Annotated in this window: 21 protein-coding genes; 6 read left to right on the top strand and 15 right to left on the bottom strand. The window is 70.4% G+C overall.

What is annotated here, in order from left to right; all coding sequences use genetic code 11:
• The coding region (locus EUA06_RS21805) for an integrase core domain-containing protein (RefSeq protein ID WP_207208492.1) at positions 1-396 on the top strand (396 nt) is incomplete at its 5' end.
• Positions 397-822: 426 nt separating this feature from the next.
• Here EUA06_RS21805 and EUA06_RS21800 read toward each other — a convergent pair.
• From EUA06_RS21800 to ligD (EUA06_RS21775), 7 genes are all read right to left on the bottom strand, one after another.
• Positions 823-2412 carry a recombinase family protein gene (locus tag EUA06_RS21800; RefSeq protein WP_165354503.1) on the bottom strand — a complete coding sequence of 530 codons (1590 nt, stop codon included), beginning with the start codon at positions 2410-2412 and terminating at the stop codon, positions 823-825.
• Between the two features lie 21 nt (positions 2413-2433).
• Positions 2434-3456 carry a TadA family conjugal transfer-associated ATPase gene (locus EUA06_RS21795; protein WP_242498319.1) on the bottom strand — a complete coding sequence of 341 codons (1023 nt, stop codon included), beginning with the start codon at positions 3454-3456 and terminating at the stop codon, positions 2434-2436.
• Positions 3457-3552: 96 nt separating this feature from the next.
• Positions 3553-4068, bottom strand: a complete 516-nt coding sequence (locus tag EUA06_RS21790) for a GNAT family N-acetyltransferase (protein WP_277985692.1) — start codon at positions 4066-4068, stop codon at positions 3553-3555.
• Positions 4069-4082: 14 nt separating this feature from the next.
• Positions 4083-4778 (bottom strand): response regulator transcription factor, encoded by a 696-nt coding sequence (locus EUA06_RS21785; protein ID WP_242498318.1) that lies wholly within the window; start codon positions 4776-4778, stop codon positions 4083-4085.
• Between the two features lie 22 nt (positions 4779-4800).
• On the bottom strand, positions 4801-4947 hold the full coding sequence (locus EUA06_RS22605; protein ID WP_165354501.1) for a hypothetical protein: 147 nt from the start codon (positions 4945-4947) through the stop codon (positions 4801-4803).
• A 121-nt stretch (positions 4948-5068) separates the two neighbouring features.
• A complete protein-coding gene (gene ligD, locus EUA06_RS21780) occupies positions 5069-5971 on the bottom strand; it encodes a non-homologous end-joining DNA ligase (protein WP_129479731.1) in 903 nt (300 codons plus the stop codon).
• A 61-nt stretch (positions 5972-6032) separates the two neighbouring features.
• Positions 6033-6947 carry a non-homologous end-joining DNA ligase gene (ligD, locus tag EUA06_RS21775; protein WP_129479739.1) on the bottom strand — a complete coding sequence of 305 codons (915 nt, stop codon included), beginning with the start codon at positions 6945-6947 and terminating at the stop codon, positions 6033-6035.
• Between the two features lie 82 nt (positions 6948-7029).
• Here ligD (EUA06_RS21775) and ku point away from each other — a divergent pair, with 82 nt between their 5' ends.
• Positions 7030-7980: a non-homologous end joining protein Ku gene (gene ku / locus EUA06_RS21770; RefSeq protein WP_129479729.1), complete on the top strand. Its 951-nt coding sequence runs from the start codon at positions 7030-7032 to the stop codon at positions 7978-7980.
• Positions 7981-8241: 261 nt separating this feature from the next.
• On the opposite strand, the gene EUA06_RS21765 is transcribed toward ku, so the two are convergent.
• Genes EUA06_RS21765 through EUA06_RS21755 form a run of 3 tightly spaced genes read right to left on the bottom strand, consistent with a single transcriptional unit; the run spans position 8242 to position 12189 of the window.
• Entirely contained in the window at positions 8242-9690 is a 1449-nt protein-coding gene (locus EUA06_RS21765; protein ID WP_129479727.1) for a carboxyl transferase domain-containing protein, read from the bottom strand.
• On the bottom strand, positions 9687-10862 hold the full coding sequence (locus EUA06_RS21760) for a CaiB/BaiF CoA transferase family protein (protein WP_129479725.1): 1176 nt from the start codon (positions 10860-10862) through the stop codon (positions 9687-9689). Before EUA06_RS21760 ends, EUA06_RS21765 begins: the two co-directional genes overlap by 4 nt.
• Before the next feature lie 7 nt (positions 10863-10869).
• Positions 10870-12189: an SLC13 family permease gene (locus EUA06_RS21755; RefSeq protein ID WP_129479723.1), complete on the bottom strand. Its 1320-nt coding sequence runs from the start codon at positions 12187-12189 to the stop codon at positions 10870-10872.
• 114 nt (positions 12190-12303) lie between these two features.
• On the opposite strand from EUA06_RS21755, the gene EUA06_RS21750 reads away from it, so the two are divergent.
• Complete coding sequence (locus EUA06_RS21750) at positions 12304-13008, top strand: FadR/GntR family transcriptional regulator (RefSeq protein WP_129479721.1); 705 nt, start codon at positions 12304-12306, stop codon at positions 13006-13008.
• Complete coding sequence (locus tag EUA06_RS21745; protein ID WP_129479719.1) at positions 13005-13775, top strand: sulfite exporter TauE/SafE family protein; 771 nt, start codon at positions 13005-13007, stop codon at positions 13773-13775. The genes EUA06_RS21750 and EUA06_RS21745 overlap by 4 nt, the downstream gene beginning before the upstream one ends.
• Before the next feature lie 69 nt (positions 13776-13844).
• Here the strand turns inward: EUA06_RS21745 and EUA06_RS21740 are convergent, their stop codons facing one another.
• Positions 13845-18707 (bottom strand): NAD-glutamate dehydrogenase, encoded by a 4863-nt coding sequence (locus EUA06_RS21740; protein WP_129479717.1) that lies wholly within the window; start codon positions 18705-18707, stop codon positions 13845-13847.
• Between the two features lie 138 nt (positions 18708-18845).
• Between EUA06_RS21740 and EUA06_RS21735 the strand changes: the two genes are divergently transcribed.
• Entirely contained in the window at positions 18846-19316 is a 471-nt protein-coding gene (locus EUA06_RS21735) for a DUF2505 domain-containing protein (RefSeq protein ID WP_165354500.1), read from the top strand.
• Here the strand turns inward: EUA06_RS21735 and EUA06_RS22600 are convergent.
• Genes EUA06_RS22600 through EUA06_RS21720 form a run of 4 tightly spaced genes read right to left on the bottom strand, consistent with a single transcriptional unit; the run spans position 19313 to position 22966 of the window.
• Positions 19313-19486, bottom strand: coding sequence for a hypothetical protein (locus tag EUA06_RS22600; protein WP_165354499.1), 174 nt, complete (start codon positions 19484-19486; stop codon positions 19313-19315). The genes EUA06_RS21735 and EUA06_RS22600 overlap by 4 nt on opposite strands.
• 35 nt (positions 19487-19521) lie before the next feature.
• Entirely contained in the window at positions 19522-21150 is a 1629-nt protein-coding gene (gene pruA, locus EUA06_RS21730; protein ID WP_129479713.1) for an L-glutamate gamma-semialdehyde dehydrogenase, read from the bottom strand.
• 44 nt (positions 21151-21194) lie between these two features.
• A complete protein-coding gene (locus EUA06_RS21725) occupies positions 21195-21539 on the bottom strand; it encodes a DUF6912 family protein (protein ID WP_129479711.1) in 345 nt (114 codons plus the stop codon).
• Entirely contained in the window at positions 21536-22966 is a 1431-nt protein-coding gene (locus EUA06_RS21720) for a WS/DGAT/MGAT family O-acyltransferase (protein ID WP_129479709.1), read from the bottom strand. Before EUA06_RS21720 ends, EUA06_RS21725 begins: the two co-directional genes overlap by 4 nt.
• A 50-nt stretch (positions 22967-23016) precedes the next feature.
• On the opposite strand from EUA06_RS21720, the gene EUA06_RS21715 reads away from it, so the two are divergent.
• On the top strand, positions 23017-23394 hold the full coding sequence (locus tag EUA06_RS21715) for a hypothetical protein (protein ID WP_242498317.1): 378 nt from the start codon (positions 23017-23019) through the stop codon (positions 23392-23394).
• The last annotated feature ends 79 nt before the right edge of the window (positions 23395-23473 follow it).

The following is a 23473-nucleotide window of genomic DNA, read 5'->3' as shown; positions in this document are numbered from 1 at the left end:
CACCCGCCGAGGCGTTCAACGAGCATCTACTGTTGCTCCAACAAGCCGGTGTTGCATCGACTGGTTGAACCTGGTCAGTACCTCGCCGTGCGTTACACCCAGCGGCTGGCCGAGGCCGGCGCCGTCGCGTCGGTCGGCTCCACCGGCGACTCGTATGACAACGCTCTGGCCGAGGCGTTCAACTCGCTGTTCAAGGCCGAGCTGGTCCGCAACAAGGGGCCGTGGAAGAGCATCGACGACCTCGAGATCGCCGTCGCCGAATACATCGACTGGTTCAACCACCGCCGCCTACACGGCGAGATCGGACTCGTCCCACCCGTCGAGTTCGAGGACGACCACTACCGGCACAACCCCGTAGCGACTACCGTCGCCGCGTCAGTTCAGAGCCTCCACTGAACCCGGCACGCGACACCGCGTCGAATCGCTTCAGTTACGTGCGGTGCGAACCAACACGCTTGATCAAGCTGCCTGTTCGTCACACTTAGTCACCGCCAACACCGAGGACGCCTCGGCTCCATCCGCGAGGAGTACCGCGCGTGCTGAATCGCTGCAGGTTGTCCGATTTCTTGTGCCAGCCGTTGCTTTTCCTCTCATGCGTACTAAAAGGGTCGACACGCTCGAAGCGGCGGCTGTCCGTGGCGCGGCGGCCGGCACAATCCGAGGGTGGGCGGAGCGGGTAGCGGCGGGTTTCCCACCAGTTGGACCCACCGTGGCTGACCACCTCGTGTCCCGCCTGAATCTTGAGGATGACTGTCAGCAACTGGACGGCATGAGGAACGTTCGTGCCATCGAGGCCGCTTGATCGTCCCGGTCGCGCAGGAATTACGCGCTGCTTGGCTGCAACGAGTCGAAAGCCAGGATGCGGCTCGGGACAATGACGACCCGGTCGGGATCGAACTTCCGACCACGAACTTCTGCTCGCTTGATAGTCACACCCAGCAGCGTCCGGACGACCTCTCGACGATCTTGAAGGTCGGCGCGGGTCCACCCTTCTTCGAGCGTGAGCGCAGTCAGCATACGCCGGACCGCTGGCGAGCTCACCGAGGCCGTCTGACTGTCGCGAAGCTTTTCGATCGACGCCTCAATACGCCTCGTCTCCGCTGCGTAGGCACGCAAAGTCAACGAGCCCTCTGCTCGCATCCCTTCGACTTCGTCGAGCTCGCGTTCCCGTTCGTCGATCAAGGACTCGAGGTCGGGCTCGTCTCGCCGCTTTTTCTCACGGCGATCGTGCGCTGCCGCAACAGAGGCGATGAAGTCGGGGCGGGCAAACAAGGCGAAAAGGACTGCCTCAACACACTCGTCGACGCGATCAGCGCTCACCGTAACCCGCATGCAACCTTCGTTGCGGCAGGCGTACGCACGAGGCATTCTCGACAGATTCGTCGCCGCTTTGAGACGGGCATGGCATTCGCCGCATGTGGCGATCCCGCTCAGGAGGTGGCGGGGGGCCGGGCCCCTGGGGTTAGACACGCTCAACCGAGCGGGATCCTTAAGCAAAGCACGCAACCTCAGCCACGTGCCATGCGGAACTATCGGCTCCCAGGACGCCTTTCCGATGTCTTCGCCGCGATGGATGCGCCGACCGGCGATCGTCGGATTCAACAGCAATTGGCGCAAGGTTGATGGTTCCCAGTTTGTAACAACGCCCATGGGGTTCTCTTCCAGCGTTGACCTGCGCGCCTTCCTAGGGGTCGGTATCCCACGAGTGTTGAGATCGCGACAGATCTGACGCAGAGTCCCTCCATCTAGCAAGGTGTTGACGGCCTCGACCAGTACCACTGCCTCCGGGGAGAGGGTCCTCGGAGCCTCATCACTCAGGACTGGCACGAACTCGCCTTCAGGCGTTCGTACAGGACTACCCGATGAATCTACCCGCACAAATGGAGTCTGGCCGACGAGGATGCCGGTGCGAGAGTCGTAGCATCGCCGGAAGCCATACGGGATGCGACCATGCGGACTTCCACGCAACGCATTCGTCTCGACACTGTCGATGTTTCGCTTCTTGATGCGCCGAGCCTCAGCTTCCGCCATGACCCCTTGCAGCACCAAGGGCAGCCAGTCGTCAACCTTCGTGGGGTTATACCGCGTGCCGGACACCGCTATCTCGAGGCCGTTGTCAGCGCAGGCATTGACAAGACCCATGAACTCCTCAAGATCGCGACTTGACCGCGAAACCTCCCACAAGATTAAAACGTCGGCTCGCCCAGCATCGATCAGACCGCGGACCTTCAGGAACCCGTCGCGCTCGCGCGAACCGCGTGACGCTGATTTGTTGTCGTCACGAATCTCAGCGACGACATCGACACCGTCGCGCTGGGCAAAGTTGCGCCCTCGCTCGATCTGCTTCGACACGCTGGTGCCGCCGCCCCTGGGATCCCGGGAAGCGCGACCATAGATGACACCCCGTTCCACGGCGACAGAATACATCCCGTATCAACTGTTGTCTCCGGCGAGGAGGGGAAGGGTGCACATCTTCACGAGCGCCTCGCGCGCACTGTTGGCGTGGAGCGTGCACATCCCGGGCAGCCCGGAGTTGAGCGCGAGCAGCAGGTCGAGGCACTCGGCCGCTCGGACCTCGCCGACCAGGATGCGACTCGGCCGCATCCGCAGCGCCTCCTTGACCAGGTCGCGCAGGACGATCTCGCCGGTCTGCTCGAGCCCGGCCTGCCGGGTCTGCATCGCGACCCAGTCGGGGTGGCTGAACCGGAGCTCGAAGACCTCCTCGGCGCTGACCACGCGCTCACCGCCCGGCACCGACGCGGCCAGGCAGTTGAGCATCGTCGTCTTGCCGGCCTGCGTCCCGCCGGCGACGAGGATGTTGAGGCCGGCGCGCACGGATGCCTCGAGGAAGGACGCCGCCTGCGGCGTCAGGCTGCCGAGCCCGACGAGGTCGGAGAGCCGGTGCGCGCGCAGCAGGAACTTGCGGATGTTGACCGCCGTGAAGCCGCGGGTGATGCCCTCCAGCACCACGTGGAGCCGGTGGCCCTCCGGCAGCATCGCGTCGACGAAGGGCGTGCTGATGTCGATGCGGCGCCCGCTCGACTTCAGCATCCGCTCGACCAGCTCGTTGACCTGCGCGGCGTCGAGCCGGAGGTTGGTCAGCTCGTGGCGCCCACGCCGCGCGATGAAGACCCGCTCCGGGGAGTTGATCCAGACTTCCTCGACCTCGGGGTCGTCGAGAAAGGGCTGCAGCGGGCCGAAGCCGGAGATCCGGGCGACCAGCTCGCCGACCATCGCGCCGTCGTCGGCGATCGGCGCCACGGCACCGGTGAGGCTGAGGTCGTCGTGGTCGCGGACGACGTCCTCGGCGATGCGGCGTACGACCAGCGCCTCGCGCTGCGGGTCGACGCCCTCGCGGCGGACACGCTCGCGGACCTGACTGTCGAGGCGCAGGACGAGGTCCTCATGGGCATGCGTCGGCGACGGCCGATCCTTTGCCAGACGGTCCACTGCCATTGGTGCCTGCTTCCCCGAGAACGTGCACCAGGGACGCTACCCGCGCGGAGCGGGCCGGAAACAGAGGCTTCGTAAAGGTTGTGGAGAAGTCGAGCGTCAGGTGAGCCACTCCTCGCGGCTGACCCGGTAGAGGTGGCTGTCGCCGTCCCACCACGGGTCCGGCCCCACTCCGACGAGCGGCAGGCCGAGCCGCTCGGCGACCCGGCAGGACGCCTCGTTGCCGACGAAGACCCCGCACCACACCTCCGGCAGGCCGCGGGCGAAGACGTCGTCGAGCAGCAGCCTCGCCGCCTCGGTGGCGTGGCCGTGGCCGGTGCTGTCGGGGTGCAGCGTCCAGCCGACCTCGTACTCACCGACGAACTCGCCGGTGTCACGGCGGTGGCAGCGCGAGAGCGACACGGTGCCGGCCACGAGGCCGGTCTCCCGGACGACGATCGCCCGCGCGAGGTCGAACGGGTCGGCCTCCTCGCGGCGTCGCTTCGACTCGATCCACTCGTGAGCAGCAGCGAGGTCGGCCATCGGGACCGGGCTGCCCAGCCAGCGGACCACCTCGGGCCGGCCGAGGGTGTCGAGCACCCGCGGCGCGTCGTCGACGACGTACGCCCGGAGCAGGACGGGCGACGTGGTCAGGCGGGGGTGCCGGTCTCGAGGCGGAAGCCGACGCCGCGGATCGCGACCACGCGCTCCCCCGCCTCGGCGGCCTCGAGCTTGTTGCGCAGGCGGCCGATGGTGACGTCGAGCGTCTTGGTCGAGCCGTACCAGTTCTGGTCCCACACCTGGTTCATCAGCGTCTCGCGCGGCACGACCTTGTCGTGGTGGGAGGCGAGGACGGCGAGGACGTCGAACTCCTTGGCGGTCAGCGCGATCTCGCGCTCGCCGAGGTGGACGCGGCGCGAGGCGGCGTCGATCTTGAGGCCGGACGCGGTGGTGACCGTGGTGTCGCTGGTGACGACGACGGAGCTGCGGCGCAGCAGGGCGCGCACGCGGGCGAGCAGCTCGGCGAGGCCGAACGGCTTGGCGAGGTAGTCGTCGGCGCCGACATCGAGGCCGACCACGCGGTCGAGCTCGCCGGCACGGGCGGTGACCATGATGATGCCGCCGGAGTAGCCACTGGAGCGCATCTGCCGACAGACGTCGATGCCGTCCATGTCGGGCAGGCCCAGATCGAGGATCACGACCGAGGGAGCCTCGTCGACCACGAACTTCACTGCGTCCGCTCCGCCCGAGACCCGACTCACTTGATAGCCCTCGCGCTCGAGCGTGCGCAGGAGCGGGACGGCAATGTCTTCCTCGTCCTCGACCACCAACACGTCATGCACCATGCGGGCGAGCATATGCGTACGGTCAGCGGCTGGTCTGCTGATTCCCCATGTCGACCGTCGGCGTCACGACCGTCTGGGACGGAACCGCGGGAGCCTGCTCGCCGGGTCCGACGACCACGGCACCGGCCGCGAGGAGCACGGCGACGGGGATCAGCAGGATGCGGGACATGTGTCAAGGATCCGTTGCACCGATCTACGCGGGACCCTCACGACGGTCACACGAAGGAAAAGAGATCCGGGCAGGAACAGACATTCTCGGGCCGATGCGGGCACCACCCCTCCGGCCGTGCTCATGCCTCGAAGACGTCGCCCAGCTCGCTGATCCGCTCCAGCACCTCAGCAAGAGTGAACTGGTCGAGCGCGAGGTCGTCCTCCGCGCCTTCCTCGACCTCCTCCCAGGTCAGCGGCGTGGCGGCGGTGGGCCGCTCCTTGCCGCGCAGGGAGTAGGGCGAGACCGTCGTCTTCGACCCTGAGTTCTGCGACCAGTCGAGGAAGACCTTGCCCGGCCGCTTCGCCTTGGTCATCACGCTCGTGACCAGGTCGCCGTGCTCCTTCTGCAGCTCCTCGGCCACCTCCTTGGCCAGCGCCGTGGTGCCGTCGCTGTCGAGCGAGCCGTCCATGGGGGCGTAGAGGTGGAGGCCCTTGCTGCCGCTCGTGACCGGGGTGCAGCCCAGGTCACGCTCGGCCAGCGCGTCGCGCACCATCAGCGCCACCTGCGCGCACTCGTGCAGGCCGGCCGGCTCGCCGGGGTCGAGGTCGATGACGAGGCGGTCGGGGTGGCGGGGCGTGCCGTCCTCCTCGACGGTCCACTGGTGCACGTGGAGCTCGAGGGAGGCGAGGTTGGCGAGCCAGGTGAGGGTGGCGAGGTCGTCGCAGATCGGGAAGTCGATGGTGCCGTCACCCTTGCCGGAGCGCGAGCCGGTGGTGGGCACCGACACTGTACGGACCCACGACGGCGTGCCGGCCGGCTTGTTCTTCTCGAAGAAGCTCGCCTTCTCCACGCCGTTGGGCCAGCGGATCCGGGTGACGGCGCGGTCCTTGAGGTGCGGCAGCAGCACCGGCGAGACCTGCGCGTAGTAGTTGAGCACCTCGCCCTTGGTCGTGCCGGTGCGCGGGTAGAGGACCTTGTCGAGGTTGCTGATCGTCAGGGTGCGGCCCTCGACGTCGACCTGCACCTCGTTGGTCGGGCTCATCCGGGGTCCCCGCGGCGTTGTTCGGGGGAGCGCAGCGGAGGAGAAGAACGTCGTGGGGTGGTCATGCCAGGTCCTCCGGGGTCAGGTCGTCGCGCACGCCCTGGAAGGACGGCTGCCGGAGCCGCTCGTACCCCAGTCCGTGCGTGTCGATGTCGACCACGACCCGCGGCTCGACCCAGAACGTGCCGTCGGCGTCGACGCGCGGCACCTCGTCGTCGAACGGGTTCGCGTCGCTGCCCAGCGGCGCCAGCAGCTCGGCGAGCCGCTTGCTGGTGAGGCCGGCGATGCCGCTGCCGACCCGGCCGCGGTAGAGCAGGCCGTCGGCGGTCTGCTCGCCGACGAGCAGCGCCGCCAGCCGGTTCGTCGTACCGGACTGGGGGCGCCAGCCGCCGACGACGAAGGACCCGCGGTGGCGGTGGGCCAGCTTGCGCCAGTCCTCGCTGCGCTGGTCGAAGCGGTAGCGCGAGGCGCGGCGCTTGCTCACGACCCCCTCGAGGCCCTGGGCGAGGGTGGCGTCGAACAGCATGTCGCCGTCGTCGTACGCCGCCGGCACCTGCCACGTCGTGTCACCGAGGGGCAGCTCCTCCAGCAGCGCGCGGCGCTCCTCGAGCGGGCGGCCGGTGAGGTCCTCGCCGTCGAGGCGCAGCAGGTCGAAGACCATGAGCGTGGCGGGGACGGTCTTCACCAGGCGCGCCACCTCCTTGGCGTTGCGCAGGTGCATCCGGTGCTGGAGGACGCGGAAGTCGGGGAGGCCGCGCTCGTTGAGGGCGATCACCTCGCCGTCGACCATCAGGTCGCGATCGCCCAGCGGCGGGGCGCTGAGCTCGGGCCAGGCGGCGGTGACGTTGTTGTCGTTGCGGCTGGTCATCCGGGCCACGCCGTCGCGGACGTCGACCAGGACGCGGACGCCGTCCCACTTCACCTCGTGCAGCCACTGCGCGCCGGTGGGCACGCGGTCGGTCTTGCTGGCGAGCATGGGGCGCACGGCTGAAGTCTGGCATCCCTCTGCCACCCCTTTGCACGAGACGAGCGTCAGACGTGACGGCTATCGTCGGTGCATGCGCGCGATCTGGAAGGGTGCCGTCTCGTTCGGCCTGGTCAGTGTCCCGGTGAAGCTCTACGCGGCGACGGAGAGCCACGACGTCTCCTTCCGCCAGGTGCACGCCAAGGACGGCGGCCGGATCAAGTACCAGCGGGTCTGCTCCCTCGACGGCGAGGAAGTCGCCTACGCCGACATCGCGAAGGGCTACGAGACCGAGGACGGCGAGATGGTCATCCTCACCGACGACGACATGGCCGAGCTGCCGTCGACGTCGTCGCGCGAGATCGCGGTGGAGAAGTTCGTGCCGCGCGAGCAGATCGACCCGCTGCTCTTCGAGAAGTCCTACTACCTCGAGCCCGAGGGCGCCGGCGCCAAGCCGTACGCGCTCCTCCGGCAGGCGCTGCTCGACGCCGACCGGATGGCCGTCGTGACCGTCGCCCTGCGCCAGCGCACCAGCATCGCGGTGCTGCGCGTCAAGGACGACGTCATCGTGCTCCAGACGATGATGTGGCCCGACGAGATCCGCACGCCCGACTTCTCCGTCGAGACCGGCGACGTGAAGCCGCAGGAGGTCAAGATGGCGCACATGCTCGTCGAGACGCTCGCCGGCGACTTCGACGCGACGGAGTTCGAGGACGACTACGCCGGCGCCGTCGAGGCGCTCGTGAAGTCGAAGATCGAGGGCGGCGAGATCAAGCGCACCGAGACCTCGACCAAGACCTCCGGCGAGGTCGTCGACCTGCTCGCCGCGCTGCAGAAGTCGGTCGCCGCGGCCAAGACCGCGCGTGGCGAGGACGACGGGGCCGACGAGAAGAAGCCGGCCGCGAAGAAGACCCCCGCCAAGAAGGCCCCCGCCAAGAAGGCCCCCGCCAAGAAGTCCGCGAAGGCTCCGGCGAAGAAGGCTGCCGCCAAGAAGTCGACCGCCAAGAAGACGGCTGCGAAGAAGCAGGCCAAGAAGGCCAGCTGATGCCCTCGGGCGGTGACTGAGCCACCTTTCCTCCGCTCGGAACGTGGCTGGCGCACCGCCGCGCGCGCGTCGACGTACGACCCGCCGGCGGGCGGTGGTCCAGCCACCCATGCGGCGTACGGAATGTGGCTGGGCCACCGCTCACCTGGGCCGAGCGCGTGTCGGCGGCGTGCGACCCGCAGGCGGGCGGTGGTCGAGGAGGATTCCGAGCCCGGGAAATCCCCCTCACGCACCGCCCCGCGGGCTGACGCCACGCGCCGCTCAGGAGGCGTGCGCCACCGCCGTCCGTCGGGTCATCTCGCGCAGCAGCGCGGACACATCCGCGGCCACGGCGACCGCGAGGTCGCGGGCCGGCTCGCCGTCCACCTCGGGCACGACGTGCTGCACGATCCCGTCCTCGAGCAGGTCGCTGGCCCGCACCCGCTGGCGCGCGGCCATCTCCGGAGCGTGGTCGACGTCGCCGTGCACGATCACGCTCGCGCCCTCGGGCGGCAGCGGCGAGAGCCAGGCGTGCTCGGTCGCGATCACCGTCTGGGCGGGCAGGAACGCCAGCGCCCCTCCCCCGCAGCCCTGACCGAGGACCACCGAGACGGTCGGCACCGTCATCGTCGTCAGGGTCGCGATGCAGCGCGCGATCTCGCCCGCGATCGCGCGCTCCTCGGCGTCGGTTGACAGCTCGGCGCCGGGGGTGTCGATGACCGTGACGAGCGGGAGTCCGAGCTCCTCGGCCAGCCGCATGCCGCGCCGCGCCTCGCGCAGCGCGCCCGGTCCCATCGCGTGACCCGGTGACTGCCGGGCCCGGTCCTGGCCGACCACCACGCACGGCTGGTCGTCGATGCGCGTGAGCGCCACCATGACGGTCGAGTCGCGCTCGCCCTCGTCGGTGCCGCGCAGCTGGATCGTCCCGGTGGCGCCGTGGGCGAGGAGATCGCGCAGCCCCGCCCGGTCCGTACGCCGCGTGCGCTGGATGCTGTCCCAGGCGTCGTGGTCGCCGAGGGGCGTCGAGGCGCGGGCGGGCAGGCGGCCAGGGCCGGGGGCGTCGACCAGCACGGCCAGCGCGAGGTCGACCATCTCGGGAAGGTCCTCGGCGGCGACCACGCCGTCGATCACCCCGGCCGCGGCGAGGTTCTCCGCGACCTGCACGCCCGGGCGGAACGGCCGACCGTTGAGCGCCTCGTAGACCTTCGGGCCGAGGAAGCCGACGAGCGCGCCGGGCTCGGCCACGGTCACGTGCCCGAGCGAGCCCCACGAGGCGTAGACGCCGCCGGTGGTCGGGTGGCGCAGGTGCACGAGGTAGGGCAGGCCCGCGGCCCGGTGCTCCATCAGCGCCCGGGAGATCTCGGCCATCCGGACGAAGGCGGGCGTGCCCTCCTGCATCCGGGTGCCGCCCGACGAGGTGCTCGCCAGCAGGGGCAGGCCCTCGGCGGTGGCACGTCGTACGGCGCTGGTGATCCGGTCGGCGGCGGCGCGCCCGATCGAGCCGGCGAGGAAGCCGAACTCGTTCACCACGACCGCCACCGGGCGACCGCGCACCTCGCCGCGGCCGGTGAGCACGGACTCGTCGGTGCCGGCCTTCGCTGCCGCCGCCTCGAGGACGACGCGATAGTCCGGGGCGGCGTAGGACAGGTCGATCGGCTCGTCCCAGGACGTGAAGGTGCCCGGGTCGAGCACCAGGTCGAGCAGCTCGTGCGCCGACCACCGCTTCGTCACGAACCGCCCCCGCCCACCCAGGCGCGGATCTCGTCGGCGTGCTGGTCGAGCAGCGGCGGCGCGGTGTGGTCCTTGCGGGTCACCTCGTCACCGGCGGCATCGAAGAAGCGGAGCGGCGGGCCGGGCAGCGTGAGTCCACCGAGGGTCGGGTGCTCGACGTCGACGAGCAGCCCCTGGCTGGCGACCTGGTCCCACTCGTAGACCTCGTCGAGCGAGCGCACCTTGCCGGCGGGCACGCCGACCTCGGAGAGACGGGCGAGCAGCGGCTCGGCGTCCCAGTCGGCGAAGGCCGCCTCGACGACCTCGATCACCCGGTCGCGCTCGGCGACGCGCTCGCTGTTGGTGGCGAGCCCGTCGGCCTCGGGGTCGATCCCGAAGCCACCGCAGAACCGCTTCCACAGCCCCTCGCTGCCGAGCGCGATCTGCACCGCGCCGTCGCGACAGCGGAAGAGGCCGTAGGGGGCGATCGACGGGTGGTGGTTGCCCTGCGCGCGGCCGACCTCGCCCGCGACGGTCCAGCGCGTGCCCTGGAAGGCGTGCACGCCGACGCAGGCCGCCAGCAGCGACGTACGCACGACCTGGCCCTTGCCGGTCACGTCGCGCTCGTGGAGCGCGGCGAGGATGCCGTAGGCGCCGTACATCCCGGACAGCAGGTCCGCGATCGGCACGCCGACGCGCTGCGGGTCGTCGGGTCCGGAGCCGGTCAGCGACATCAGGCCGGCCTCGCCCTGGGCGATCTGGTCGTAGCCGGCCCGACCGCCCTCGGGCCCGTCGTGGCCGAAGCCGGTGATCGAGAGGACGACGAGGCGCGGGTTGCGGCGCATCAGCTCCTCGATCCCGAGGCCGAGCCGCTCGAGCACGCCGGTGCGGAAGTTCTCCACCAGCACGTCGGCCCGCTCGACGAGCCCGACCAGCACGTCCTTGTCGACCTCGTCCTTGAGGTCGAGCGCGATCGACTCCTTGTTGCGGTTGGTGCAGAGGAAGTACGTCGACTGGCGCGCGTCGGGCTCGCCGACGAACGGCGGTCCCCAGCCACGGGTGTCGTCGCCGCTGCCGGGCGCCTCCACCTTGATCACCCGGGCGCCGAGGTCGCCCAGCATCTGGGTGGCGTGGGGCCCGGCGAGGGCGCGGGTGAGGTCGACGACCAAGAGGTCGGAAAGAGGTCCGGTCATGAGCGGGTCACCAGCCCGGGAGGACCAGCGCGGCCCAGACGAGGAGCGGCCCGACGAGGGTGACGATGACGCCGTAGCCGAGGATCTGCTTGTAGTAGACCGGCTCGCTGATGGAGTCGGGCTTGTTGGCGAGCATCAGTGCGCCGTTGGTGCTGAACGGGCTGACGTCGACGATGGTCGACGACACCGCGAGGGCGGCCACGAAGAGGGCGGCGTTGATCCCGCCGTCGGCGATGAGCGGCACGCCGATCGGGATGATCACCGGCAGCAGCGCGGTGGACGAGGCGAACGCCGAGACGATGCCGCCGACGTAGCAGAGGATCAGCGCGCCGATGGCGACCGCACCCAGGCCGGCGGCCCACTTGCCGACGAACTCCGGGGAGCCGGCGGTGGTGAGGATGGTCGCGTAGGTGCTGACACCCGCGACCAGCAGCACGGTGGGCCAGGCGATCTGCTTGACCGCGTCCTTGTGCTCGTTGGCGTTGAGCATGGCGAGGATGACCGCGGCGGTGATCGCGACGAAGCCGATGTTCTTGTCGAACACGAGCGCGACGAGCGCGACCGCGACGAAGGCGAGGAGCGTCAGAATCTGGTCGCGGCGCACGCCCTGGGACTGCGTGCCGACCGGCGCGCTGGCACCCATGCCGCGGGCCGGGACGGTCGCGCCGCCGCGGTGCAGGTCCTCGTCGAGCGTGTCCGGGTCGTCGGGGTCGATCCGCATCGACATCAGCTTGCGACCGCCGAGCACCACGAAGAGGATCGCGGCCATGATCGTGTTGACGATCAGGCTGGCGAGGAAGACGGTGATCTCGCTCGACGGGAGGCCCGCGCCCTCCATCACGGAGTTGGTGATCACGCCGTAGATGCTGATCGGCGAGAACCCGCCGGCCTGGGCGCCGTGCACGACGAACATGCCCATCATCAGCGGGCTGATGCCGTAGCGCCCGGCGAAGCCGAGCGCGATCGGGCCGATGATGGCGCAGGCGGCCGGGCTCACCGCTCCGATGCCGGTGAGGATGGCGGTGACGGCGAACATCACCCAAGGAATCAGGGCCACCCGACCGCCGACGCCGCGCACCGCCGTACGCACGATGAGGTCGACCGTGCCGTTGTTGCGCGCGATCGCGAAGAGGTACGTCACCCCGATCAGCGTGAGGATGAGGTCACCGCTGACCCCGGCGAGGATCTCCTTCTCGTCGAGGTCGAGGGCGTACATCCCGACGAACCACGCGGCGACGTAGGCCAGCGCTCCCATGTTGATCGGCAGCAGCGTGCCGATCACGAACAGGGCGACCAACGCGAGGATCGCAATCCATTCCGGACCCATGGTCCACACCTCCGAGTCGCGCCGGCACCGCTGGATCGGGGGTGACCCTCGTCACGCGCTGGCTCAGTGGCCTAGCCAATAGCACAATGAGCCAGCAGTCAATAGGGTGTCTGCATGTCCGACGCCGCCTTCCCTCCCCGGCTCCTGCGCACCCGCCTCTACGAGCAGGTGGCCGGGCAGATCTCGTCGTGGATCAGCGACAACGGGCTCTCCGCCGGCGACCGCCTGCCCCCCGAGCGCGAGCTCGCGCAGCGGCTCGGCGTCAGCCGCGCGACGCTCAGCCAGGCGCTGGTCGCGCTCGAGGTCATCGGCGTGGTGGAGGTACGCCACGGGGACGGCACGGTCGTCACCGCGGGCCACCGCCAGTCCACCCGCATCGTCGAGGCGATCCGCAGCCACGCCGACCGGTTGCCCGAGATCATCGAGACGCGAGACGCCCTCGAGACCAAGATCGCGGCGCTCGCCGCCGCGCGCCGTACGGACGACGACATGGCCCGGATCGACGACGCCCTGGCCTTCATGGCCTCCGAGGTCGAGGCCGGTGGCCGCGGCGTGGAAGGTGACGAGCGCTTCCACGGCGCCGTCACGGCGGCCTCGCACTCCCTCCTGCTGGCGCGGCTGATGGACGAGATCGGTGACCTGATCCGCGAGACGCGGCTCGAGTCGCTCGGCCAGCCCGGCCGTCCGCAGGACTCGCTGGCCGGCCACACCGCCGTCGCCGAGGCGATCCGCGCCGGCGACCCCGAGGCCGCTGCCGCCGCGATGCACGCCCACGTGGCCATGGTCAGCGACGTCGCCCTGCTCCGCGAGCAGCCGTGACCGCACTCGAGGCGCTCCTGGTCCTGGTGACCGGGTTCGGCGCCGGCGTGCTGTCCTCGACCGTGGGGGTCGCGTCGCTGCTGAGCTTCCCGGTGCTCGTCGCGCTCGGCCTGCCGCCCGTCGTCGCCAACGTCTCCAACACCCTCGGGATGATCCCCGCCGGCCTCGGCGGCGTCGTCGGCTATCGCGAGGAGGTGCGCGAGGGCGGACGCCTGTCGGTCGTGATCGTGGTGGTCTGCGCGGGCGGGGCGGTGATCGGTGCAGCGCTGCTGCTCGGCCTGCCACCGGGGGTCTTCGAGGCGATCGTCCCGTTCCTCATCCTCTTCACCTGCCTGCTCGTGGGCGTCCAGCCGCGGATCGCCGCCTGGCTGCGTGCCCGCCACGAGCGGCAGCACGGCGAGCAGCTCGCCGAGCGGCGCCACATGTCGCCCGCGACGACGTTCTTCGCCACCGTCACCGGTGTCTACGGAGGCTACTTCGGCGCCGGCGCGGGCGTGATGATGGTGGCGGTCCTCGGACTCGGCACCGACCTCGAGCTGCGGGTCGTCAACGGGCTCAAGACGCTGTCGCTGATGGTCGGCAACATCGTCGCCGGCCTGATCTTCGTGGTCGTCGCCGATCCTCGCTGGGACGTCGCGGCCGTGCTCGCCGCCGGCTCCCTGGTCGGCGGCTACGTCGGCGCCCGCATCGGTCGCAAGCTGCCCGACGCGGTCTTCCGCTGGGCGGTCGTCGCGGCCGGGATCGTCGCCGCACTCCTGCTCTTCTGACCGAGGCCGCAGGGTCGAGTGCGGAGCGTCGCGGCGACCACTACCGCGGGCGCACTCGACCCGCAGGCCTCAGGACAGCAGGCCGCGCACGACCCGCAGACCCACCGACAGGCGGGCGAGCTCGGCGGTCTCCTCGCGGCAGATCTCCTCCAGCGTCTCGGCCGCGCGGCCGATCAGCTCCTCGTCGGAGTCCTCCCACGCCGCGACCCGCACCGGAGCCGGGTCGTCGGGGCTGGTGGACTCGAGGACCTGCGCGGTGAGCTGCTGGTGCACGCCGTAGAGGTCGTCGCGCACGGCGGCGCGGGCCATCGTCTGCCAGCGGTCGTCGCGGGGCAGCGCGAAGATCCGCTCGACGAGGGCCGGAAGCCCGAGCCGCTCGCCGAGGGCGAAGTGGACCCGGGCCACCTCGACCGGGTCGATGCCCAGCCGGTCGCCGGTCTCGACGATCCCGAGCACGGCGTAGGCCGGGGCGAGCACCGCCACGCGGGACGCGAGCTCGGGAGGTACGCCGTTGTCGCTGAGGCGTGACTCGCGGGCCCGGAAGTCGTCGAGCTCGCGACCGCTCATCACCGACGGCAGCTCGGCCATCACGGCCTGCACCCGCTCGCGGAAGAAGTCGACCGTCGCGCGGGAGTCGAGCGGCGGTCGCCGGTTGGTGACCAGCCAGCGCGACGCCCGCTCGACGAGCGTACGCATCTCGATCCGCATCCGGGTCTGCCGCTCGGCGGGCACCTGGTTGTCCAGCTCGGCGATCTCCTGGCGCAGCGGCAGCGATCCGAAGATCTCGCGGGCCACGAAGTTCGCGCGGGTCAGGTCGGCCGGGCTCGCGCCCGTCTCGCCCTGGAGCCGTGGCCAGAAGGTCATGCCGGCACCGTTGACGAGGTCGTTGACGACCTGGGTCACGATGATCTCGCGGCGCAGCGGGTGGTCCTCGATCTCCGACTGGAGGTCGCGCACCATCTGCTGCGGGAAGTAAGCCAGCAGGTCCTCGCGCAGGTAGGGGTCGTCGGGCAGGTCGGAGTCGATGAGCTCCTCGGCCAGCACGATCTTGGTCCAGGCGAGCAGCACCGAGAGCTCGGGTGCGGACAGCGCCTGCTTGCGGTCGAGGCGGCGCCGCACCTGGCGGGTCGAGGGCAGCCCCTCGAGCTCGCGGTTGAGCACGCCGCGCTTCTCCAGGGCCCGCATCCACTCTTCGTGCACGTGCAGGAGGGACGGGGCGTGCGCCTCGGCGTTGGCGAGGGCGAGGTTCTGCTCGTAGTTGTCGCGCAGCACCAGCGAGCCGACCTCGTCGGTCATCGCGGCAAGAAGCTCGTTGCGACCCGGCTCGTCCATCGCGCCGGAGCGGACGATGCGGTCGAGCAGGATCTTGATGTTGACCTCGTGGTCGGAGGTGTCCACGCCGGCGGAGTTGTCGATGAAGTCGGTGTTCATCCGTCCGCCCGAGCCGCCCGCGCCGTAGCGGGCGTACTCCACCCGGCCCAGCTGGGTGAAGCCCAGGTTGCCGCCCTCGCCGATGCACCGCGCGCGCAGGTCCTCGCCGTTGACGCGGATCGCGTCGTTGGCCTTGTCGCCGGCGTCGGCGTTGGTCTCCTCCGACGACTTCACGTAGGTGCCGATGCCGCCGTTCCAGAGGAGGTCGACCGGCGCAAGCAGGATCGCCTTCATCAGCTCCGCGGGAGTCATCGCGGTCACGTCGGAGCCGAGGCCCAGCACCTCGCGCACCTGCGCGGACACCGGGATCGACTTCGCGGACCGCGGCCACACACCGCCGCCCTCGGAGATCAGCGAGGTGTCGTAGTCCTTCCAGCTCGAGCGCGGGAGGTCGAAGAGCCGCTGGCGCTCGACGTACGACGACGCGGCGTCGGGCGCCGGGTCGAGGAAGATGTCGCGGTGGTCGAAGGCGGCGACCAGGCGGGTGTGCTCGGAGCAGAGCAGGCCGTTGCCGAACACGTCGCCCGACATGTCTCCGATGCCGACGGCCGTGAAGTCCTCGGCCTGGCAGTCGACGCCCATCTCGCGGAAGTGCCGCTGCACCGAGACCCAGGCGCCCTTGGCGGTGATGCCCATCGCCTTGTGGTCGTAGCCCACGGAGCCACCCGAGGCGAACGCGTCGCCGAGCCAGAAGCCGTAGTCCTTGGCGACGCCGTTGGCGATGTCGGAGAACGTCGCGGTGCCCTTGTCGGCGGCCACCACGAGGTAGGAGTCGTCGCCGTCGTGGCGCACCACCTCGCGCGCCGGCACCGTCTCGCCGTCGACGAGGTTGTCGGTGATGTCGAGCAGGCCGGAGATGAACGTCTTGTAGCAGGCGATCCCCTCGGCCATCCAGGCGTCGCGGTCGGAGGGGTCGGGCAGCTGCTTGCAGAAGAACGCACCCTTCGCGCCGACCGGCACGATCACGGTGTTCTTCACCATCTGCGCCTTGACCAGGCCGAGCACCTCGGTGCGGAAGTCGTCGCGTCGGTCCGACCAGCGCAGGCCACCGCGGGCGACCGCGCCGAAGCGCAGGTGCGAGCCCTCGACGCGCGGGCTGTAGACGAAGATCTCGTAGCGCGGGCGCGGCTCGGGCAGGTCGGGGATCGCCGACGGCTCGAGCTTGAAGGACATGTAGGGGTGCAGGCCGCCGTCGGTGGTCCGCTGGAAGAAGTTGGTGCGCAGCGTGGCCCGGATGAGGGTGCGGTAGGACCGCAGGATGCGGTCGTGGTCGAGGCTGACCACGTCGTCGAGCGCCTTGGCGAGACGGTCCTCGACCGCCTCGACCTTGGCGACGCGCGCCTCGGCGTCGGCCTCCAGCGCGCGGTCGCCGCGACCGGGGTGGAAGCGCGACTCGAACAGCTCGACCAGCAGCCGGGTGATGTCGACGTTGCTGCGCAACGCCTCCTCGATGTAGTCGAGGGCGAAGGGCGAGTTGCCCTGCTTGAGGTACTTCGCGTAGGCGCGCAGCACCGTGGCCTGGCGCCACGTGAGCCCCGCGGCGAGCACGAGCTGGTTGAACCCGTCGATCTCGTTGTAGCCGTCCCACACCGCGCGCAGCGCCTCGGCGAACAGCGTCCGCTCGTGGGGCGGCAGCACACGACCGTGGCGGAGCCCGAACTCGTAGATGTACGACGGTCGCGGCAGACCGGTGAGCTCGTACGGCCGCTCGTCGACGACCTCGACACCCATCGAGGTGAGCATCGGCAGCATCGTGCTGAGCGACAGCGGCTCGCCGACGCGGAACACCTTGAGGCGCGACTCGCCGCGGCGGTAGGCGCCGGCCTCCTTGTCCTGGTCGAAGAGCGCGAGGTCGATGCCCTGCTCACCCTCGATCGCCTCGATGCGGCCGAGGTCGGCCGACGCGCGCTGCGGCGGGTAGTCCTCCTTGTAGGCCTCCGGCCAGGCCTCGGCCCAGGCCCGCGCGAGCCGCGACCCGTCGCCCTCGCCGTGCTCGTTGACGACGGCGGTGATGAAGTCGTCGCGCCACGAGCGGGACGCCTCGGTCAGCCGGCGCTCGAGGTCGGCGACGTCGATCTCGGGGATGGTGCCGCCCTTCGCGGGGTGCACCACGAAGTGCACCCGCGCGGTGGTCGACTCGTTGACCCGGACGGTGAACTCGACGTGTTCGCCTCCGAGCTGCTCGCGCAGGATGTCGGAGAACCGCTCGCGCACGGCGGTGCTGTAGCGGTCCCGCGGCAGGTGGACGAGCACCGAGACGTAGCGCCCGTAGGTGTCGCGGCGCACGAACGCCCTGAGCTGGCGGCGCTCGCGCGCGAACATCACGTCCTGCACGACCGGGGCGAGCTCGGCGGGCGAGGTGTGGAAGAGCTCGTCGCGGGGGTAGTTCTCTAGCGTGTCCATCAGGGCCTTGCCGGCGTGGCTGCGCGGGTCGAAGCCGGCGCGGTTCATCACCTCGTCGGCCTTCTCGCGCAGCAACGGGATCCGGGTGACCGACTCGGTGTAGGCGGCGCTGGAGAAGAGGCCGAGGAAGCGGCGCTCGCCGACGACCTCGCCGTCGGTGCCGAACGTCTTGACCCCGACGTAGTCGAGGTACGCCGGGCGGTGCACGGTGGCGCGCGAGTTGGCCTTCGCGAGCACGAGCAGCGCCTTCTCCCGGGCCTTCGCCTTCGCGATCGGCGGCAGCTTGGCGAAGGCGCTCGACAGGTCCTGGTCGTGGCGGAGGATGCCGAGCCCCGAGCCGGGGACGGCACGCAGGCCGCACTCGTCGGGGGCGTCCTCGTCGGCCTCGAGCTGGTACTCCCGGTAGCCGAGGAAGGTGAAGTGGTCGTCGGCCAGCCAGGTGAGGAAGTCGCGCCCCTGGCGCACCTCGACGTCCGGCAGGGGCGGCGGGTCGTCGGTGAGCTCGTCGACCACGGCCTGCACCTGGGCGTGCATCTTGGCCCAGTCCTCGACCGACTCGCGGACGTCGCGCAGCACCCGCTGGACACCCTCGGTGATCTCCGCGGCCTCCTCGTCGTCGGTGCGGTCGATCTCGACGTGCATCCACGACTCGACGACGTCCCCGGAGCCCTCGGCGGCGTCCCGCACCTCGTGCGCGTGGACGTGCTGGAGCTCACCGGTGATGTCGCGCTCCACCGCCAGCTGCGGGTGGATCACCGAGTGCACGTTGTGCCCGAGGCGGTTGAGCTCCATGGTCACCGAGTCGACGAGGAAGGGCATGTCGTCGGTGACGACCTCGACGACCGACCGGCCGGACGACGACCAGCCTGACTCGGCGACGGTCGGGGTGACGACGCGTACGGCCGCGGTGCCCTGCGGACGGGAGGACGCGAGGTCGCGGTGGGAGGCGAGGGCGCCGAACAGGTCCTCCGGCGAGCGCTCGGCGACCTCCTCCGGAGCGACGTGGCGGTAGTAGGCACGCAGCAGGTCACCCCAGTCGGGCCGGGCCCGCGTCGCCTCGTCGAGCTGCTGGTCCTTGGTCTCCTCGGGCGTCGCCACGCAACGACCATAGAACCCGCCGAGTGACGGTCACAACACAGGTCCGTACCCGCGCGTAACCCTGCTGTCAGCGACGTCGTTCACGCCATGATGGGGCAGGATGCTGGACCCACGACGACACGGAAATGCGGTGGTCAGATGAGCACGAGGCTCAAGAAGTTGCTGACGTACGACGCCACGGCGGAGGCCGTCACGGCGATGCTCGACGACCAGGAGTTCCGCGAGGCGGTGCTGGAGAGGCAGCGCGTCGTGCGCGGCTCGGCCACCGTCGACGGGGACGTCGTGACCATCGAGCAGGTGCGCTCCGCCGACGACATCCCCTCCTTCGCCCGCTCGTTCGTCGGCGACGAGATCCTCATCGTCCAGACCGAGAACTGGACCTCCCCCACCTCCGCCGACGTACGCCTCGCGATCCCCGGCAAGCCCGGCGAGGCGGTCGGGACCCTCGAGCTCGCGGAGTCCGGCGGCTCGACGACCGAGACGGTCGTCCTCGACATCAGCGTGAAGATCCCGATGCTCGGCGGCAAGATCGAGAAGCTCATCGCCGGGATCATCGAGTCGGCGCTCGACGTGGAGCAGAAGGTCGGCCGGGAGTGGCTCGCCCGCTAGCTGATCGGTGGAGCGGTGCGTGAGGGGGATTCCGGCACCCCGGAATCCTCCTGGGGCACCGCCCGGCCGTCCTCGCGGCGACGCAGCCACACCACGACCCCGAGGACCACGAACGGGCCGAAGGCGAGCAGGAGCGTGAGCGCCTGCTCGAAGGGGTGCAGGGCACCCATGTGCCAGAGGGGGCGCCAGAGGGGTAGGAGCACCGTCAGCCCTGGTGCGGGTAGTGGTGGTCCTTCGGCGGGACGAAGGTCTCCTTGATCGAGCGCGGCGAGGTCCAGCGCAGCAGGTTGACCGCGGCGCCGGCCTTGTCGTTGGTGCCCGACGCGCGGCCGCCACCGAAGGGCTGCTGGCCGACGACGGCGCCGGTCGGCTTGTCGTTGATGTAGAAGTTGCCGGCAGCGAAGCGCAGCGTCTTGCGGGCCCACGCGATGGCCGCGCGGTCCTGCGAGATGATCGCCCCGGTGAGGGCGTACGGCGCGAACGACTCCATCTGCTCCACGACCTGCTCGAAGCGGGCGTCGTCGTAGACGTGGACCGCGAGGATCGGGCCGAAGTACTCGTCGGAGAACATCTGGTCGGTCGGGTCGGTCGACTCGACGATGGTCGGGCGCACGAAGTAGCCCACCGAGTCGTCGACCTGGCCGCCGGCGAGGACCGTCAGGTGCTTCTGGCGCTTGGCGCGCGCGATCGCGGCCTTGTGCTTGGCGAACGCGCGGTCGTCGATGACGGCGCCCATGAAGTGCGACAGGTCGGTGACGTCACCCATCGAGAGGGCCTCGGTGTCGGCGATCAGCTGGTCCTTGATCTTCGCCCACACCGACTTCGGCACGTAGGCGCGCGAGGCGGCCGAGCACTTCTGGCCCTGGAACTCGAAGGCACCGCGGATCATCGCGACCCGGAGCACGTCGGGATCGGCCGACGGGTGGGCGACGATGAAGTCCTTGCCGCCGGTCTCGCCGACGATCCGCGGGTAGGAGCGATAGCCCGCGATGTTCTCGCCGACCGTGCGCCACAGGTGCTGGAAGGTCGGCGTCGAGCCGGTGAAGTGGATGCCGGCGAGGTCGCGGTGCGCGAGGGCGACCTTCGAGACGTCGAGGCCGTCGCCGGGCAGCATGTTGATGACGCCGGGCGGCATCCCGGCCTCCTCGAGGAGCTCCATCGTCAGCGACGCGGCGTGCTGCTGGGTCGGCGACGGCTTCCAGACGACGGTGTTGCCCATCAGCGCCGGGGCGGTGGGCAGGTTGCCGGCGATCGCGGTGAAGTTGAACGGGGTGATCGCGTAGACGAAGCCCTCGAGCGGGCGGTGGTCGGTGCGGTTCCAGATGCCGGGGCTGTTCGCGATCGGCTGGTCGGTGAGGATCTGCTTGGCGTAGTGGACGTTGAAGCGCCAGAAGTCGATGAGCTCGCAGGCGGCGTCGATCTCGGCCTGGAACGCGGTCTTCGACTGGCCGAGCATGGTGGCCGCGTTGAGGCGCTGGCGGTACGGGCCGGCCAGCAGGTCGGCGGCCTTGAGGATGATCGCGCACTTCTCGTCGAAGGGCATCGCGCGCCAGTCGGGCGCGGCCGCGTTGGCGGCCTTGATGGCGGCCTCGGCGTCCTTGGTCGTCGAGTTCTTCAGCGTGCCCAGGACGTGGGCGTGGTCGTGGGGCTGCACGACCTTCATCTCCGCGCCACCGCCGTTGCGCCGCTTGCCGCCGATCACCGCCCGGTAGGAGTGCTGCTTCTTCTCCTGCACGGCCAGCTCGGTGATGAGCGCCTCGCGCTCCGGGCTGCCCGGGGCGTAGGTGAGGTTCGGCTCGTTGGTCGGCACCGGCGGGAAGGAGATCGCGTCCATGCCGCTGATCGTGTCAGAGACACGCACAGCCCTCAAAGCCACCGTCAGAGGGAGGCGACGAGGTCGCCGATCTCCTGCGTCGCCCACCACGCCAGGTCGTCGTCGGGATCCGCGTCGTCCTGGTCGTCGACGTGCACGGCGACGACGTCGCGCCAGGCGACGGGCGCATCGTCGGCGGAGGTCTCGGCGACCACCACGACGCGGCGCCTCCGTCCGTCCGGCAGGCCGGCGAGCAGCTCGGCCGACGCGTCCGCAGCCGTCATCAGGGCGGCGTACTCCGTCTCCTCGCCGTCGTCGGCGGCGACGACGGCGTCGTCGGTGCCCGGGCCGTCACCGTCCCACTCGGCGGCGAGGCGCGGGAGCGTGGTGGGGAGGTAGCGGCGGGTCACTTCTTGCGCCCCCTCGGAGCCCGCGGACGCGAGTCGCTCGCGGAGTCGTTGAGCTCCTCGAGCGACTCGAGGACGCACTGGCCGAGCACGTCGGCGTCGGGTAGGGCGTCGCGGTCGGCGGTGATGCCGTAGAACACCCCGCCGTCGTAGGACGTCACGCCGATCGCGAGCGGGTGGTCGGGCAGCAGGGGGTGCACGGGGTAGGACTCGAGCATCCGCGCGCCGTCGGCGTAGAGCGGGAACTGGGGGCCGGGGACGTTGGTGATCGAGAGGTGGAAGCCGCCGCGCAGCTCGGCCGCGGCGAGCCGGGAGCCCAGGGCGTGGAACGTCGTGGGGGCGAAGCCGGCGATGCCCGAGAGGCGTCGCGCCGACACGTTACGGCCGTTGTCGCGGTGGGCCTTGAGGTCGTAGCTGACCTGGTGCAGCCGGACGACGGGGCTGGGCTCGCTGATCGGCAGGTTCACCAGGTGGCCGGTGATCTGGGTGCCGAGCGAGGTCGCCTCGAGCTCGTCGTCGATGACCGACATCGGCACGATCGCCTTGATCGTCTTGAGCCCACCCATCGACTCCGCGCGCGTCATCAGCCAGCCGCGCAGGCCGCCCGCGAGCGTCGCGAGGATGACGTCGTTGACGGTGCCGCCGTGCACCTCGCGGATCCGGCGGTAGTCCTTGAGCTGGGTGCGCACCGTGACGAAGCGGCGCTGCTGCGAGAGCTTGCGGTGCACCGGGGTCGAGTGGACCGGGCCGCGGCCGGCGAGCGCACTCGCGACCTCCGCGATCCGGCCCCCCGTCGCCGACGCCTGCCGGGCGACCGACTCGGCGTTGGCCCGGGTGGTCGACCAGACGGTGCGAGGGCTCTCGAGGCTGTCGGTCACCGCGTTGAGCGCCGCCGCCACGGGACCGGCCGTGCGCCGTGGTCGCCAGTCGTCGTCGTGGCCGAGCGTGGAGCGGTCCGGCGAGGTGTCGAGGAGCACCTGGCCGATGTCGACGGTCTCGCGGCCGTCGACCAGGATCTGGTGGCTCTTGGTCAGCAGGGCGATCCGCCCCTCGGCGAGGCCCTCGACGAAGTAGACCTCCCACAGCGGCCGGCTGCGATCGAGCGGGCGGGACACGATGCGCGCGACGAGCTCGCGGAGCTGGTCCATCGTCCCGGGCCGCGGCAGCGCGGAACGGCGTACGTGGTAGCCGAGGTCGAAGTTCTCGTCGTCGACCCACGCCGGGTTGGCGAGCCGTCCCGGCACCACCTGCAGGCGCTGGCGGTAGCGCGGGACGAAGGCGATCCGGTCGGCGATCAGCTGGACGAGCCGGTCGTGGTCGAAGCCGGACGCACCGGGGTCGAAGATCTCGACCGTCGCGTTGTGCATCGGCGTCGTGGGGGACTCGGCGGCCAGGATCGCCACGTCCCGCGGCCTGAGCCGCTCGCTCATCTCATCCCCTGTCGTCGGCCGTGCTTGTCCCTCGTGGGATTCTGGCAGACATGCGCCTGCCGTCCCTCGCCGCACCACTCGCCCTCGTCCTCGCGCTGGCCCTCAGCTCGTGCGGGAGCGACGACGCCGCGCCGGCCGATTCGCAGGGTGCCACCCAGGACGGTGACTCGGTCGCGCTGACCGTGACGCGGGAGGGCGACGAGTTCACTCCCAACGGCGAGCGGGTCGAGCTCGCGGTCGACCAGACGCTGCTGCTGACCGTCGACGCTGACGTGGCCGGTGAGCTGCACGTGCACAGCACCCCGGAGCAGACGATCGCCTACGACAAGGGCACCACCGAGCACGAGATCACCATCGACCAGCCCGGGGTCGTCGAGGTCGAGAACCACGAGCCCGCCGTGGTCGTGCTCCAGCTCGAAGTCCGGTGACCGGGCTGAGCGTGGGCGGCTCGATCTCGGCCCACGGCCTCGGGGGCGCCCAGGACCTGCCCATCCCCTCCGAGCTGGC

The organism is Nocardioides glacieisoli (assembly GCF_004137245.1).
Classification (GTDB): Bacteria; Actinomycetota; Actinomycetes; order Propionibacteriales; family Nocardioidaceae; genus Nocardioides; species Nocardioides glacieisoli.
Note: the sequence above shows the minus strand (reverse complement) of the source record. Positions and strands in the feature narration are given on the sequence as shown.